At 69.2% G+C, this 13,726-nt stretch carries 16 protein-coding genes and 5 pseudogenes; 11 read left to right on the top strand and 10 right to left on the bottom strand.

All coding sequences use genetic code 11. From position 1 onward, the window contains the following. A partial coding sequence (locus tag ACFVYK_RS15415) for a hypothetical protein (protein ID WP_389773499.1) occupies nucleotides 1–400 on the top strand: 400 nt, incomplete at its 5' end. Between the two features lie 135 nt (nucleotides 401–535). Beyond that, a pseudogene (locus tag ACFVYK_RS15410) lies at nucleotides 536–1,467 on the top strand (IS5 family transposase). A 298-nt stretch (nucleotides 1,468–1,765) separates the two neighbouring features. Here the strand turns inward: ACFVYK_RS15410 and ACFVYK_RS15405 are convergent. From ACFVYK_RS15405 to ACFVYK_RS15395, 3 genes and pseudogenes are all read right to left on the bottom strand, one after another. Beyond that, nucleotides 1,766–2,014 (bottom strand): annotated as a pseudogene (locus ACFVYK_RS15405) (IS5/IS1182 family transposase); the annotation flags it as partial. A 2-nt stretch (nucleotides 2,015–2,016) separates the two neighbouring features. Then, nucleotides 2,017–2,130: pseudogene (locus ACFVYK_RS15400) on the bottom strand (IS5/IS1182 family transposase); the annotation flags it as partial. Nucleotides 2,131–2,328: 198 nt separating this feature from the next. After that, nucleotides 2,329–2,655, bottom strand: a complete 327-nt coding sequence (locus ACFVYK_RS15395) for a rhodanese-like domain-containing protein (RefSeq protein ID WP_389773497.1) — start codon at nucleotides 2,653–2,655, stop codon at nucleotides 2,329–2,331. A 36-nt stretch (nucleotides 2,656–2,691) separates the two neighbouring features. Between ACFVYK_RS15395 and ACFVYK_RS15390 the strand changes: the two genes are divergently transcribed. After that, the gene (locus tag ACFVYK_RS15390) at nucleotides 2,692–3,321 is read left to right on the top strand and encodes a TetR/AcrR family transcriptional regulator (RefSeq protein WP_389773494.1); all 630 of its coding nucleotides are present in this window, start codon (nucleotides 2,692–2,694) and stop codon (nucleotides 3,319–3,321) included. Nucleotides 3,322–3,328: 7 nt separating this feature from the next. Beyond that, nucleotides 3,329–3,478, top strand: a complete 150-nt coding sequence (locus ACFVYK_RS15385) for a hypothetical protein (protein ID WP_389773490.1) — start codon at nucleotides 3,329–3,331, stop codon at nucleotides 3,476–3,478. Nucleotides 3,479–3,533: 55 nt separating this feature from the next. Here the strand turns inward: ACFVYK_RS15385 and ACFVYK_RS15380 are convergent, their stop codons facing one another. After that, nucleotides 3,534–3,920 carry a hypothetical protein gene (locus tag ACFVYK_RS15380; protein WP_389773487.1) on the bottom strand — a complete coding sequence of 129 codons (387 nt, stop codon included), beginning with the start codon at nucleotides 3,918–3,920 and terminating at the stop codon, nucleotides 3,534–3,536. Nucleotides 3,921–4,230: 310 nt separating this feature from the next. Here ACFVYK_RS15380 and ACFVYK_RS15375 point away from each other — a divergent pair, with 310 nt between their 5' ends. Further along, entirely contained in the window at nucleotides 4,231–5,133 is a 903-nt protein-coding gene (locus ACFVYK_RS15375) for an aldo/keto reductase (RefSeq protein ID WP_389773485.1), read from the top strand. 378 nt (nucleotides 5,134–5,511) lie between these two features. Then, a complete protein-coding gene (locus tag ACFVYK_RS15370) occupies nucleotides 5,512–5,727 on the top strand; it encodes a hypothetical protein (protein WP_389773482.1) in 216 nt (71 codons plus the stop codon). Nucleotides 5,728–6,393: 666 nt separating this feature from the next. Here ACFVYK_RS15370 and ACFVYK_RS15365 read toward each other — a convergent pair. The 4 genes and pseudogenes from ACFVYK_RS15365 to ACFVYK_RS15350 all read right to left on the bottom strand — a co-directional run bounded on the left by ACFVYK_RS15365 (nucleotide 6,394) and on the right by ACFVYK_RS15350 (nucleotide 9,301). Next, entirely contained in the window at nucleotides 6,394–6,735 is a 342-nt protein-coding gene (locus ACFVYK_RS15365) for a hypothetical protein (protein ID WP_389773479.1), read from the bottom strand. A gap of 161 nt (nucleotides 6,736–6,896) precedes the next feature. Then, nucleotides 6,897–7,727 (bottom strand): annotated as a pseudogene (locus tag ACFVYK_RS15360) (IS701 family transposase); the annotation flags it as partial. Between the two features lie 99 nt (nucleotides 7,728–7,826). Next, nucleotides 7,827–8,039 carry a hypothetical protein gene (locus ACFVYK_RS15355; RefSeq protein WP_389773477.1) on the bottom strand — a complete coding sequence of 71 codons (213 nt, stop codon included), beginning with the start codon at nucleotides 8,037–8,039 and terminating at the stop codon, nucleotides 7,827–7,829. Between the two features lie 371 nt (nucleotides 8,040–8,410). Next, on the bottom strand, nucleotides 8,411–9,301 hold the full coding sequence (locus ACFVYK_RS15350; protein ID WP_389773474.1) for a LysR family transcriptional regulator: 891 nt from the start codon (nucleotides 9,299–9,301) through the stop codon (nucleotides 8,411–8,413). A gap of 76 nt (nucleotides 9,302–9,377) precedes the next feature. Here ACFVYK_RS15350 and ACFVYK_RS15345 point away from each other — a divergent pair, with 76 nt between their 5' ends. Next, entirely contained in the window at nucleotides 9,378–10,121 is a 744-nt protein-coding gene (locus tag ACFVYK_RS15345) for a hypothetical protein (RefSeq protein ID WP_389773471.1), read from the top strand. Nucleotides 10,122–10,131: 10 nt separating this feature from the next. Here the strand turns inward: ACFVYK_RS15345 and ACFVYK_RS15340 are convergent, their stop codons facing one another. Next, nucleotides 10,132–10,269: a hypothetical protein gene (locus ACFVYK_RS15340; RefSeq protein ID WP_389773468.1), complete on the bottom strand. Its 138-nt coding sequence runs from the start codon at nucleotides 10,267–10,269 to the stop codon at nucleotides 10,132–10,134. A gap of 157 nt (nucleotides 10,270–10,426) precedes the next feature. Here ACFVYK_RS15340 and ACFVYK_RS15335 point away from each other — a divergent pair. The 4 genes and pseudogenes from ACFVYK_RS15335 to ACFVYK_RS15320 all read left to right on the top strand — a co-directional run. Further along, nucleotides 10,427–10,957 (top strand): annotated as a pseudogene (locus ACFVYK_RS15335) (IS701 family transposase); the annotation flags it as partial. Next, nucleotides 10,954–11,370, top strand: a complete 417-nt coding sequence (locus ACFVYK_RS15330) for an NIPSNAP family protein (protein ID WP_389773466.1) — start codon at nucleotides 10,954–10,956, stop codon at nucleotides 11,368–11,370. The pseudogene ACFVYK_RS15335 and the gene ACFVYK_RS15330, both read left to right, overlap by 4 nt. Nucleotides 11,371–11,449: 79 nt before the next feature. After that, nucleotides 11,450–11,980, top strand: a complete 531-nt coding sequence (locus ACFVYK_RS15325; protein ID WP_389773463.1) for an aminoacyl-tRNA deacylase — start codon at nucleotides 11,450–11,452, stop codon at nucleotides 11,978–11,980. Beyond that, on the top strand, nucleotides 11,943–12,449 hold the full coding sequence (locus ACFVYK_RS15320) for a GNAT family N-acetyltransferase (RefSeq protein WP_389773460.1): 507 nt from the start codon (nucleotides 11,943–11,945) through the stop codon (nucleotides 12,447–12,449). The genes ACFVYK_RS15325 and ACFVYK_RS15320 overlap by 38 nt, the downstream gene beginning before the upstream one ends. A gap of 286 nt (nucleotides 12,450–12,735) precedes the next feature. Here ACFVYK_RS15320 and ACFVYK_RS15315 read toward each other — a convergent pair whose 3' ends face one another. Continuing rightward, entirely contained in the window at nucleotides 12,736–13,716 is a 981-nt protein-coding gene (locus tag ACFVYK_RS15315) for an NADPH:quinone reductase (RefSeq protein ID WP_389773457.1), read from the bottom strand. Between the last annotated feature and the right edge of the window lie 10 nt (nucleotides 13,717–13,726).

The raw sequence follows: 13,726 nt of genomic DNA, 5'->3' as shown, positions 1-13,726 counted from the left end.
CCGCCACACCATCAGGCGACAGCAGACCCACTCAAAGACTCACGAACCGCTCACTTACATGCGAGCCGGGCGCCCCCTTGCCTCAAAGGGGAGCGACGACGCCCGTGTTCCTGATCTCCTCCTGCGCGCCTACGACATTGCCCGCGCGCATGAGGAGGAGGTGGTATCCAGTCAGGCGCTGTTCACCGCTCTGCAACAGCAGACGCCGGTCTTCCGTGACACCTCCGATATGGCCGGCCAACTCGTCAGGCTGCTGACGCATGTGGGCGTGACTCGACCTGACAAGGGCATGGTTCGCATCCGTCCCGACCAGCCGCGGGTGCTCGGCTTCAAAACCTCCACTCTCCGGCAGGCTGTCATGGCCTACAACGCCCAGTCGATCGCAGCTGAGAGCAGATGACCCGCTCACCTACGCGTCCGCTGTTCTGACGCGATTCCAGTTCCCCTCGGTGCGCGGGGTGTGGGCGAGTTTGCCCTGCTAGGACTTGTCCGCCCGATCATGTGACTGTCTGACTGTTGGCTCGTTGTGTCAGTCATGGGGCGGGGTGACTTGACGGATGCGGAGTGGGAACGGCTGCGGCCGTTCCTGCCTGTCAGTAACAGGCGTTGTGGCCGGTGGCGGGACCACCGGCAAGTGATCGACGGGATTCTGCACCGGGTGCGGACCGGCGTGCAGTGGCGTGACCTGCCTGAACGATTCGGGCCCTGGAAGACCGTCTATGAACGTCACCGGCTGTGGTCGGCCGACGGAACTTGGGAGCGTCTGCTCCAGCAGGTCCAGGCCGCGGCCGACGCCGCGGGCGGGATCGACCGGGATGTCTCGGTCGATTCCACCATCGTCCGCGCCCATCAGCACGCGGCCGGCGCCCGCACCGAACCACCGCCAGCCCCCGCCTCCAAAGGGGCAGAACCGAACGAACACCAGGGCGAAACGCCGTGGCAGAGCCTCGTCGCCCGCCTGGTGGAGGTGGTGCAGGAGGCGAGGGCCTGGGCCGCTCGCGCGGCGGGTTCACCACCAAGCTCCACCTGAGCGCGGACGGCCGCTGCCGCCCACTGTCCCTGGTCGTCACACCCGGTCAGCGGGCTGACTGCACGCAGTTCCAACTGGTGCTGGAGAAGATCCGAGTCCCGAGACCCGGGCCGGGCAGGCCCCGCAAAAAGCCCGACAGCATCGCCGCCGACAAGGCCTACAGCAACCGAGCCTGCCGCGAGTACCTCCGGCGCCGGGGCATCCGGCACACCATCCCGGAAAAGACCGACAGCCAGGCCGCCCGCCTCCGCAAAGGCTCACACGGCGGACGGCCACCCGGCTTCGACGAAGAACGGTACAAGAAGCGCAACACCGTCGAGCGGGCGATCAACCGGCTGAAACAGCACCGGGCGGTGGCCACCCGCTATGACAAGCGCGGCTATGTCTACCTCGGCACGGCCACCGCGGCAGCCCTCATCCTCTGGCTTCGCACGTGATCGCCCGGACAAGTCCTAGCAACCGGCGGCTTCAGACCACGACTACACCCTGGATTGTGAAGAGCCAACAATGACCCCGGCGAGGGTCAGATCGCGATTCACCGCACGCATCTCGTCCACGAACCGGGTAGAGCCGCAGATGCAGACGATTTCAGGTCGGTCGGGCACAGCTCAGCCCTTCGCTCGAACGGGACACCGCCAGCGTGCACGTTGGTACTGCAGTTGTACATCTCCTTGGCCCGCCGGCCGTCCGTGTTCCCGATCGCCGCGGCTAAGAGGTCGCGCAGATAGGCGTGTGTCATGGACGGCGGTGCGGGCGTTCGTTCCAGCGGTGAGTCGTCCATGCCTGTCGGATGAGGCTACGCACGGTGATGATCGTGTCGGCGAGGTCGAAGAAGGCGTCGATGACGGTGGCCCGGCGCTCGTAGCAGCGGGCGAGGCGGTGGAAGGCGTTCTGCCAGGCGTGGGTGCGCTCCACGTGCCACCTCTGGCTCGCCTGGATCGGTGCCTTCTCGCCTTTGTGCGCGATCCGGCCGTGCAGGCCGCGGTGCGCGGGCGGTGGCAGCGCAGGGGATGGTCCGGGTGATAGCGCGGCCGCTCCGGAAGCAGGGCGGCGAATTGGTCCCACAGTGGTTGGGTCAGCCATGCCGGCAGTACGGGCACGAACCTTCCAAGTGATCACGGAATGTCAGCCTCTTGATTGAGGCCGTTGACAGGCTGCGTCGAACGCGGCCCACGCCATCCACGCTGCCTGTCCGTCACTGGGGTGCTCGGCGGCCTTGTCGACCCGGCATGGTGCATGGATGCGTGGCTGTCCGGGGGAGGGCAGGGCTTCTCGGGCTGCGCTCCCCCGGGGTGGGGTCAGGCGGACTCGGTGGGAAGGCCCGCCTCCACCCAGTCCTGGATGCCCTCACGGTACTTGCGGACATTGGTGTATCCGAGAGCGGTCAGCCGGTCGGCGACCTGCCCACTGTTGGGGCACGCCGGGTTGGAGCAGTAGGTGACGATCGCGGCGTCGCGGTCGGGGAGCAGGGCGGACGCCTGGGCGTCGACGTCGGCCAGGACCAGTTCGAGTGCACTGGGCAGGTGCTGCTTGGCGTAATACTCGCCGCCCAGAGTGTCGACGACGGTCACGCTGCCCGCGTCCATGGCTGCCTTGAGCTTGTCTCGTGTGATGAGTGCGGTCATGTCCCTGCCTTTCAAGAATCGGACTATAGTCCGGTCGTGGCTCACGACAATAACGGACCGCAGTCCGATTCTGCAATGCTGCTGGAGCTCCTGCGCACCCCGCCGCCCAAAGAGCAGGCACGCTCGGCACGCAACCGTGCCGCCGTGCTGGAGGCGGCCGCGCGGCTGTTCGCCGAGCACGGGGTGGAAGCGGTCTCCATGGACCAGGTGGCCGAGGCCGCCGGTGTCGGCAAGGGCACCCTGTACCGCCGCTTCGGCGACAAGTCCGGGCTCGCCGCCGCACTCCTCGACGCCCGAGAACGCGTGCTGCAAGAGGCGATCCTGCACGGACCACCACCGCTTGGCCCTGGAGCCGCCGCAGAGGAGCGGCTCACCGCGTTCGTCGACGCCTATCTCGACTACCTGCTGGAGAACCTGGCTCTCATCCGCACATCGGAGACCGCCGCGGTCGGCGCCCGGTACCGGATCGGGGCCTACCGGTTCTGGCACCGCCACACAGCGATCCTGCTGGGCACCACACCCGACCCCGAACACACCGCTCACGCCCTGCTCGCCGCGCTGGCCGCCGAACACGTGGCCGCACTCCTGCCGGAACTCGGCGAACAACGGATCCGATCCGGCCTCATCCGCCTCGCCCGCTCGGCGATGCAACCCCCCAGCCCGTAGCTGGCTGATGCGCTCGCGTCGGCTGGTGCGCGACTACGAGACGCTGCCCGTCATGCACGAGGCCATGGTGCTGTGGTCGATGACCATGCTCATGAGCGGACGCCTGGCCGGGCGCCGGCCCGGTGCCTTCATCCGGCCGGCGTCCCGAGCGGGGTGAACACTCCCGGCCGCGTCTGGAGCGCCCAGCCTCGTTCCACCAGGCGTTTCGCCTTCTACCGCAGTCCCTCGACCTTCGACGGGACCGCCTGAAGCCCCAGGGCCGCAGCCAGCTGCTGGCACCGCATGCCTTCCCGGCCCGCCTCCGACTCCAGCACGGAAATGATCCGCTGGTAGTCCGCAGGCAGGGCCGACGCCGTCATTCCCTCGGTCCGTCGCGGCACCACGGCCCCCATCACCGCGCTCCCCACCGGCTCCACGACCGCACGCGGAGGCTCGGCCAGCACCTCGGCCACCGTCACACGAGCATCCGCAAGACGCTGAAGCGCGCGTTCCGCCTCGCCGAGTGCGGCCTGCACCCGCTCGGCCTCCTCCCGCAACCGCGCGACCTCTTCCCGGACCTTCTTCTCCCGGGCCTCCAGCAGACCGAGCACCGACGGCACCAGCCACCTCCACGAGCAAGACGAACAGACGAACCAGGCCCATCCCTCCCTCCGTCAGCCGGAGTTCATGCCCACCCACCCCGAACCAAACGATCACGTTCGGAATGCGGAAGGCGTCTGACGAACCTTGAGGTCAGCCGCCGATTTCATGGGGCAAACCGGCCCACGTTCTCTCGGAAGATTCAACGGCTCTGCGGCGGCGCTGAGTTCCCGATGGAGATGTGACGTTTCGCCCAGTCCTTTGACCTGACGCAGCGCACAGGGCAGCGCCATACTCCAGGACCTACGAAGCAACGGGCGAAGGAGCACGGTGAACGCAGCGACGGCAGGTACCTGGAGGCTCGGGGACCTGGAGGTGAATCGCATCGGCTACGGCGCGCTGCGGCTGACAGGCAACGGCATGATGGGCAACTCCGACGGCACACCGATCCACCGCGATCTCGCCGTCGGTCTGCTGCACAGTGCGTTCGAGCAGGGTGTCAACCACATCGACACGGCCGCCTTCTACTTCTCGCCGTCGCGGTCCGCAAACGAGCTCATCAACCGCGCCCTCGCGTCCTGGTACGGCGACGTGGTCGTGGTCACGAAGGTCGGCCCGGCGCGTAATCCGGCTGGCGAGTGGCTCGGCATGGGCCGCCCTGATCAGCTGCGCGGCCAGGTCGAGGAGAACCTGCGCCAGCTCGGCCGAGACCACCTGGACGTGGTGAACCTGCGCGCCAACGGCCCCGGCACGGCCTCGATCGCCGAGCACTTCGGAGCCCTCGCCGAACTGCGCGAGGCCGGCCTGATCCGTCACCTCGGGCTCTCCGCTGTCGGGCCTGAGCACGTGGCCGAGGCCCGAACGATCGCGCCCGTGGTCTGCGTGCAGAACTCCTACGGCCTGGACTGGCGCCGCGCTGACGAGAACGGGCTGGTGGACCTGTGCCGGGAGCAAGGCATCGCCTTCGTCCCGTTCTTCGCGGTCTCTGGCCTGCGGCGCGAGGCAACCGCAGGCCAAGAGCACGACGCGCGCGTCCACTCCATCGCCCGCGCCCATAATGCGACGCCGGCTCAGATACGGCTCGCCTGGACCCTCCACCGCGGTCCGCACGTGCTGGCCATTCCCGGCACCACGAACCCGGCACACCTCGCAGAGAACATCGCCGCCGGAAGCCTGCGCCTGACCGAGCAGGAGTTGGCCATCCTCGACAAGCCAAACGAGGGCACTGCCTGAGCCGCCACCGTCGATGCCCGGGGCAATTCTCTCCCTCCGCACCCGGGCCCGTGCGGTCCCCCGCCTCCAGTCACCGACCCTGAACCGTCGACGTTCGTCTGCCTGGGAAGCCAGGTCGGCCCCTGCTCCGCATGCCAGCGCAAGACCTGGAAATACGGCCACGGCGGCAGCCCCCTGTGCCAGTGGTGCATGGACCCGGTCCTGAAAGCCTGGGAACCGACTGCCCGTTACACCAGCGCCCGCCCCTGATCCGCCCTGTCGCCCGTACAGGCTGTCCGGGCGTGCGCCGGCCCGGCCGGGTCCGCGGGACCGGGCGTGTAGCCCGCCGTGGCGGTGGGACAGAACCGTCACCTGCCCTTCAGCGCAGTCGAGGAGACCGTGACCGACAACCCCAACTCCGACCGGCCAGACCGGCTCCGTGCGCAGCGCACGGTCGTCGACGGCATCCGTGTCGTCACCGTCCACGGCGAGATCGACTACGACGTCCAGGACGTCCTCGGTCAGGCCCTGATGTCCGAGGACGGCGCGGCGGCGCCGCTGCGGATCGTGGCGGACCTCGGCGGCCCGCCTACAGGCATCGCCCACAACGGGTGAGCAACCCGACCACATGGGGTGCTCCTCGCTCGGCGGCGCACCGTTGGCTTCGGGCGGTGCCGCCTCCCAGACTGGCAGTGCAGGCAGGCTCATCCGGTCGGCGTCGCTGCCTGGACCGGAACCTCCTGCATGCCACCGCTGCTGGCGCAAAAGCAGCGGCGGCACACCCTGCCCTACCCTCGAGGGCGAGCACCGGCACCCGGGCCGGCGGCGACGTCGCTGGCCACCGCCACCCGGCGGCCCGTCTCGTGCAGGGCGCGCGCACCAGGCCAAGGCCCATCTGGTCGTTCGACACTCTGGAGACCGTCTGCTGGAGACGCCGACCAGTGTCACAACGTCGTCCATCGCCGGGGGCCCGCGAAGTTGCGGCGGCTGCGCCTTGAAAACCGTAGCCTGGTGGGGTCGGGGCCGGGGCGACGAGGCCGCTGCGCCGCTCGGCCAGGGCGACAGTGCACAGGGCGTGAACGTCGTCCGCCAGGTCGTCAGGTTACTGTCGTCTGGTGCCGATCCGGCGTCTGCCTTTGTCTCGGTCGACAGCCGTCGCGGCCGGCTACTGTAACGGCCGCAGACAGCGCCCACGTGCTGACCTGCGCCGCCGACCGGGTTCACAGTGAGTGAGGCCGGCGGCGACCGCGGCCAGGTGCTGGAGCGTGGACCGGCAGCGGGTCAGGTGAGCCGCCGCCCCATCTTCGCCGACCGCCGGTTGTGCCCCTTGGTGTCCCACCACTCCTCCAGATGCGCATGGACGAGGTGGACAAGCTGCCGGAGCCGGTCGGCAGGGGGCGCGGGCGAGGTGAGCACGTCCGCCCAGGACCTGTCGTCCCAGGGCAGGGTGACCACCCAGCGCTCGTCCGGGTGGCCCTGACGGCTTACGGTCAGTGAGTACGTCAACGTCATACCGCGGCCGGGACGGTGCTCGACCGAAAACGAGACGACGTCGAAACGGACCCTGTCAGCGGTGACGTACGAGCGACTCAGGGACTGCTCGGCCGGCGTCTGTTCCTCCACAGGGATCACTCACCTTCTCACCTCGGCCCGCGCCTCGGCACGGAACCTAGTAGGGCTTGGTCAGGTCCGTAGTGGTGTGGGTATGTCGCGGTGGCAGGTGGGACAGGCGCCGACCCAGGCGGCGAGGATGGTCTGGAGTTCTCGGACGACTTGGTAGAGGCTCAGGCCTGCGCCGCTTCTTTTGGGTCTCGTGCCAGTCGTTGCAGGGTGTTGAAGGCGTGGGCGACGGAGACGAGGGTGACGTGGTGGTGCCAGCCGCACCAGGTGCGGCCTTCGAAGTGGGCCAGGCCCAGGGCCTGTTTCATCTCGCGGTAGTCGTGTTCGATGCGCCAGCGGAGCTTGACCAGCCGGACCAGGGTCGCCAGCGGCAGGCTGGAGAGCCAGAACTGCACGGGTTCGGGTTCGGTGGCCGGCCATTCGGCCAGCAGCCAGCGTTCGGGCAGCTCGGGACCGTCGGTGGCCTGGCGGACGCCACGTCCGGCCGGGCGGACGCGCAGGGCCACGAAGCGCGAGTACATGCGCTTGAATCCGCTGCGGCCCTTGCCCGGCCGGGAGCCCTCTCGCCAGGACACCGGTCTCGCGGCCGTCCTCCCGGCCGCGATGACCAGGCCCTTCATGGTCTGAGCAGGCTCGGGATACTGCATGCTCGGTGGCCGGCCGGTGCCCGCGCAGGCGGGCTGGACGGGCCGGGCGTGGGCCGGGTGGGCGGTGTGGCGGGAGGAAATGCCCACCGCGTAGGGCAGGTTGCGTTCTTCCAGGCCGTGGCGGAAGGCGGCGGCATCGCCGTATCCGGCGTCCGCGACGACCAGGGGGACGTCGATGCCCCACGAGCGGGTCTCGTCGATCATGTCCAGGGCCAGCTGCCACTTCTCGACATGCCCCACCCGGGCGGGGATGCCGCAGCGACTGCGGCGGGCGACCTTGTCCGGGTCCGCCTCCGGGGAGGCGGGATCCCAGGACGCGGGCATAAACAGCCGCCAGTTCACCGCGGCCTTGTTCCAGGTTGGTGAGTGCAGTCAGGGCTCGCTGGCGTTTGTCGAGGCTGGCGCGGCGGCGGGCCTGGGCGAGGGTGTGCGGGTTGCCGCGGGGGTTCATGCTGGGTCGGTCCTGGACACGGTGGTGAGCGGCAGCAGGGTGTGGGTGTTGCCGGCTCGGGCTTTGCGCAGGATGGCGCTGGCTTCCTCGATCTCCTGGCGTTCTGTGGCGGGGAGGGCGGCGAGGCGGCGTTGCATGCGGTCGGTGACCTGCTCGTAGGCGGTGATCTGTGCGGTGAAGGCGGTGATGACGAATTCGGCGGCGTCCATGGCCTGGGCTGTTTCACGGTCGGCGCGCAGTTCGTTGATGTGCTGTTCGATCGCCGGGAGGTAGGAGGGGTCGGGGCGGTAGAAGCCGCAGCCGGCGCACTGGAAGCGGATGAGGGCAGGAGCCGCCTGCGGCTTTGACGTTGCTGGGTTCGGTGCAGCCCCCGTAGGGGACCGCGACGGAGCGCAGTTCGTAGGTGGTGTCGGAGCTGGGCCTGGGGCGGCCGTGGTTGTCGACGACGTGGGCGGCGAGCTTGGTGACGGCTTCGCGTTTTCGTTTCAGGAAGACTAATGGTGAAGTCGGGTATTGGAACTGTCCGAACGCCTGGCCGCGAGAGGCGGTCCGGCGCGGTGGTGAGGGACTTCCGTCTCGGTCATTCGGTGGCCGCCGTGAGGGCTGCGGCGAGGAGCGCAGGGGGACCGTCCAGCGTGCTGCTGTGCAGGGCCTCGGTGCGGTGTACCAGTCGTGGTGCGGAGACGGGGACCGCGTTGATGCCGGGCGTGTTGGCGATCGTTGACTGGGGCAGTAGCGCGAGTCCCTGTCCGGCAGCAGTGAGGGCGAGGAGTCCGCGCACGTCGGTTCCTTCGTAGCGCAAGGATGCCCGGTAGCCGCCGGCTCCGCTCGCGGTGCGCAACTGCGCCAGCGGGATGGCCGTGTCGGGTGCGTCGATCCATCGGGCGTCGGCGAGATCAACCAAGCGGAGGCTGGCCCGGCCGGCCAGCGGGTGCTGAGCGGGCAGCGCGAGAGCCAGCGGTTGCTCAGTGATGGCCATCGCCGTGAGTGGGCCGACGTCGGGGAGGTGGAGTGGGTCGTTGGGAGCGGCCATACCATCGACCAGACCGAGGTCCAGGGCTGCGCTCGCGACTTCGCGAGCGATGGCCGCGCGGCCAAGGACACGCACCGTCACATCCCAAAGAGGCTGCTTTTGCCGCATGTCGGCAAGTGTTCCGGTGAGCTGTGGCGTCATGGCCAGCGGTGAGACGCCGATGACGATGCGGGCGGCGGGTGCTGCGGTCAGGCGCGCAATGTCCGCGCGGGCGGCGTCCAGCCGCAGCAGCAGCGGCCCGGCGTGCTCCAGCAGCCGGATGCCGACGCCTGTAGGAGAGACCGGGCGCCGCTGCAGCAGGACTGCTCCGAGGTCGCTTTCGAGCGCGGCGATGTGCTGGGACACCGCCGACTGGGTGTAGCCCAGTTCGCGGGCCGCCTCGGAGAAGGAACCGCAGCGTGCCACGGCCACGAACGTGCGGAGAAGGTGCGGATCCATGTCCATCAGTATCGCTAATGGAAGGGCCACAGATCATCGTTGGTGCTGGACTCGGTTGCCGGGGCAGGATGTCCGCATGCCTGAACCTTTGAACATTTCGACAGCCCGTGTCGCGCTGGTGGGCCACCGCTCGCCCAGCGTGCGAGCCCACGCCCGTATCCCCGGTCTTCTGGACGCACTGGCCCAGCGCGACCAGCTGGTCCTGGATGCGTACTGGATCCCGACACAGGACGCAGAATCCGCCGACGCCCTCACCGGATTCGATGCCATCTGGTTGGTGCCCGGCAGCCCGTATCACAGCGAAGCCGGGGCGATCGCGGCGGCCCGCACCGCGCGTGAGCAGGGGATCCCGTTTCTGGGTACCTGTGGTGGCTTCCAGCACGCGGTCCTGGAGTTCGCGCGCGACGTGTGCGGGCTCTCCGGCGTTGCCCATGCGGAGAACCAGCCGGAGGCGGACGACTTGTTGATCGTCCCGCTGGCATGCTCCCTGGTCGGTCACGAAGGCGCGGTCAAGGTAGAGGCGGGATCGTTGGCTGAGCGCGTCCTGGGAGCTGAACGGACCGTCGAGCGGTACCACTGCTCGTATGGCCCCAGCCCGGCCTATTTGGATGTGCTGCGTGCGCACGGACTGCGCTTCAGCGGCGTCGACGAGGCGGGCGACGTGCGCATTGCCGAGCTGCCGGACCACCCGTTCTTCCTCGCCACCTTGTTCCAGCCGGAGCTCGCGGGAGACGGCACCCGGCCCCACCCGATCATCCAGGCGCTGGCCGCGGCAGCGGTCGACCATGCCGCCAAGGGCTCTGCGCCGACACTCACCTGAGCTGAGCCGGTTACGGCTCGCGCATGGACATGGTGCCGTCCTTGCGCCGGCTGACGTCGGCGGCCCAGTCCCCGGCGGATGCCTGTTGCCACTGGACGGCCACTTTGATGTGGACCCCGAGCATCCGGGCGAGGATCGCGGCGGGCACTTCGGTGGCGAGGGTGAACAGCGCGGTGGAGCGGTCCTGCTTGGGCCGGATCCCGATCTTGTGGAGGCGCTGGCCGATCTGGTCGTCGCCGAGGGGGCGTCCCGGCTGACCTCCGGGGAAAAGCCAGGGGGCGTCCTCCGGGGTGCCGATCTTGGCCTTGCCGCGGCGGGTCGCGACGAGCTCGTGGACCAGGCTGGCCAGCGGCGCGGGGAGGACGATCGGCGACGACCGTCCCGGTCACCGCAATCTGCTCGTCCGCCGCAACCGGAGGAAGGGTGAACTCGCCTTCTACCGCTGCTACTCAGCGAACCGAGTACCGCTGTCCACCCTGGTACGGGTGGCCGGCCGCAGATATACAGTCGAGGAGACCTTCCAATCCGGCAAGGGCCTGGCCGGACTGGACGAGCACCAAGTCAGACGCTGGACGTCCTGGCACCGTTGGGTCACCCTCTCGATGCTCGCCCACGCCTTCCTCGGCGCGGCCGCTGCCGCCGAACGCGCTCAGGACCCAGCCCCGGACGGCCTGATCCCGCTGACCTGCAACGAGATCCAGCACCCTTTCACGACACTCGTTGTCCGGCCTGTCCTCCACGCGGCACACCGGCTTCACTGATCGATCTGGCGCCGCCGCCACCAAGCCCGCGCCCGTGCAAGCCACTACCCCCGCCAGGTGGCCCTCCACCCATGAAGATTGCATCTCGGCCAGCCCGCGCCGAGGCACGCAACGCTCAATCCGGACCGGGCACCGACCAGACCAGGAAGAGTGTTCACGTGATCACTTGTCATCTGCGCTACGAGATCGATCCCAGCCAGACTGTCGCGTTCGAGAACTACGTGACGGGGTGGATCCCGATCGTTACCCGCTTCGGCGGCACGCACCACGGCTGCTTCTTGCCGCACGAAGGAGCCAGCGACCTCGCCTACGCCCTGTTCTCCTTTCCCAGCTTGGCTGCTTACGAGGACTACCGTGCTGCCATCCGGCAGGATCCGGAGGCTCAGCAGCTCTGGCAGCTGAGCACGGAGACCCGCTGCATCCGCCGCTTCGACCGGACTTTCCTCCGCCCGGCAATGCAACCGTCAGGCGGCCTGGAGACCTCATAACCCCGGTTGAGCCGCGTGGCCGACTTCTGCTCCGCAAACAGCGATCAACTCTCGTTCACTGCACGGTAATCTGGGCGAGGTGACCGTTCCCGCACCCATTGGCCCGCCGGAGGTCCTCGCGGCGCTTAATGCGTCCTTCCGGCTGCATGAGCACCCTGACGTGATCAGCCCCCTCGAGGTGTGCGCCGCGTTGGGCGTTCCACTGGAGCGGACGGTCAAGACCTTGGCGTTTGTCACCCCCGAGGACCGTCTCCTGCTGGCAGCACTGCCTGGCCATGCACGGCTGCAGTACGGCGCCCTCGCCCGCGCAGCCGGGATCCGCCGGGGCGACTTGTCCCCCGCCGACGCCGGGCGGCTGGCGCGGGCGGGGATGCAGCCGGGCGGGGTGTGCCCCGTGTCCGCGGATCGGGCTGCGGTGGTGGTGTTCGACGAGTCCGTCAGCGGCCTGGGACGTGTGCACTGCGGCAGCGGCCGGCCCGACAGCAGCATCGAGATCGAGACGGCGGAGCTCATGGCCGCCGTCCCGACAGCCGCTACGGCGCAATCGCCTGCCTCCCGGCGGACGAGCCGGCATGACCATCCGCGACGCCGCACCCTCGGACGCCGATGACGTCTACCGTCTGCTGAGCGGATTCGTGACGAGCTACGGGCCAGACCGCGCGGTCTTCGACGACGTCACGTTCCCCCGGATCATCGAAACCGCTGCAGACGGCAGAGCCGAGTTCCTGGTCGCCGAGCAGGCCTCGCGCGTGGTCGGGTACCTTCTCGCGCTGCGCGTGCCCACCCTTTTCGCTGGCGGAATGATCCTCGAACTGCTGGAACTCACCGTGGACGCGTCCGTGCGAGGCCGCGGTACGGGTTCCGCACTGATCCGGGCCGCGCAGGCAAGGGCCCGGGAGGCAAAGGACATCGAGGTGACCATGCCGACCCGCAGGGCGGCCGATTTCTATCACGGTCTGCACGCGCGCCGCCTCAGCCGTCTTACCGACTGCACCGACGACGTGTGGCGGGCCTATATCGCCCAGCGCTGGGCGGCGGCGTCTCCCGCGACCATGCGGCGAAGGTCTGCAGCAAGCTGACAGCCCGTCGCGGACAACGTCGTCCCTTTCCGACCGCCGAACCGCTGAGCACTCCACCTACAGAGCCGCCCCGGCCACCTTCACACCGGGGCGGCTCCTCTGCGTTGAGACTGAGCAGCCGATCTGGCGGACTGAGCACCTGACCTGGCGGAGCTGGGCAGGCAGATTTTGCCGGTCAGGGCGTTACCGCTGTTGTCGCCGACGACCATGGCGATGTGGGACATGAGGGTGGTGTCTGTGGCGCCATGCCAGTGCGCAACCGCGTTGACAGCGAAGCCGGTCGTTTCTACGGGATGATGAGCAGGATGCGGCCGTGGCCGCCGCCGGCGTCGACGTGGTCGTGGGCCTTGGCGATGTCGTCCAGCGGGTAGCGGTCGCGGACGTCGACGGTGAGGGCGCCGACGGCGGCTGCGGAGGTGAGGTCGCGGGCGGCCCGACGCTTGGCCTCGGCAGGGAAGTCGTCGCTGCCGAGCAGCCGCAGGGTGACGTTGTTGAACAGCAGAGGCCAGAAGGGGATCTCGGTGCGGTCCGCGCGGGTGGCGTAGGCGGCGATGACGGCCTCGTTGGCGGCGACGGCGTTGTCGAGGTCGGCGTTCTCGGACAGCGTGACCTCGGCGATGCGGTCGACGCCCCGTGGCGCGTACGAGCGGATGGCCGCTGCGGGGTCGCCGGTGTCCAGGGCGACGGCGTGGGCGACGACGGCCGGGTCGACGCGGTCGAGGTCCGCGGTTCGGCGGACGGTGGCGATCACGGTGGCGCCGGCCCAGTGGGCGAGCTGGGCGGCCAGTGAGCCGACGCCGCCTAGAACTCCGTGGACCAGGACCAGCCGGCCGTCGACCGGGCCGTCGGCGAAGACGGTGCGGTGGGCGGTGATACCGGGGATGCCGAGGCTCGCGCCCAGCTCGTCGCTGAGGTGGTCGGGTAGCGGGACGGCCAGATCCGCAGGGACGACGGTGCACTGGGCGGCCGTGCCGAAGGGGCGGTAGGACTGGGCCCCGTACACCCAGACTCGTTGCCCGACGCGGCGGGCGTCGACTCCGGCGCCCACGGCGTCGATGACTCCGGCGCCGTCGCTGTGCGGGATCACCCGCGGGAAGGGCATGGACGAGCCGAGCCAGCCGCGCCGCTTCTTGGTGTCGCCGGGGTTGACGCCCGAGACGGTGACGCGGACGCGGACCTCGCCGGGGCCGGGGACGGGGTCAGGGAGTTCACCGACGTGCAGGACATCGGCGGCTGGGCCCTGGGCGTCGTACCAGGATGCAAGCATGGGGGTACCT

The organism is Streptomyces sp. NPDC058291, from assembly GCF_042880855.1.
Taxonomy (GTDB): domain Bacteria; phylum Actinomycetota; class Actinomycetes; order Streptomycetales; family Streptomycetaceae; genus Streptomyces.
This window is presented reverse-complemented; position numbering and strand designations above follow the sequence as displayed.

Excerpts from the sequence above, each read along its gene's own strand:
- ACFVYK_RS15395 (WP_389773497.1), bottom strand. The coding sequence starts at position 2,655 with ATGACCGCACTCATCACACGAGACAAGCTCAAGGCAGCCATGGACGCG.
- ACFVYK_RS15385 (WP_389773490.1), top strand. The coding sequence starts at position 3,329 with ATGCGCTCGCGTCGGCTGGTGCGCGACTACGAGACGCTGCCCGTCATG.
- ACFVYK_RS15355 (WP_389773477.1), bottom strand. The coding sequence starts at position 8,039 with ATGGACGCCGCCGAATTCGTCATCACCGCCTTCACCGCACAGATCACC.
- ACFVYK_RS15350 (WP_389773474.1), bottom strand. The coding sequence starts at position 9,301 with ATGGATCCGCACCTTCTCCGCACGTTCGTGGCCGTGGCACGCTGCGGT.
- ACFVYK_RS15345 (WP_389773471.1), top strand. The coding sequence starts at position 9,378 with ATGCCTGAACCTTTGAACATTTCGACAGCCCGTGTCGCGCTGGTGGGC.
- ACFVYK_RS15330 (WP_389773466.1), top strand. The coding sequence starts at position 10,954 with ATGAAGATTGCATCTCGGCCAGCCCGCGCCGAGGCACGCAACGCTCAA.
- ACFVYK_RS15320 (WP_389773460.1), top strand. The coding sequence starts at position 11,943 with ATGACCATCCGCGACGCCGCACCCTCGGACGCCGATGACGTCTACCGT.
- ACFVYK_RS15315 (WP_389773457.1), bottom strand. The coding sequence starts at position 13,716 with ATGCTTGCATCCTGGTACGACGCCCAGGGCCCAGCCGCCGATGTCCTG.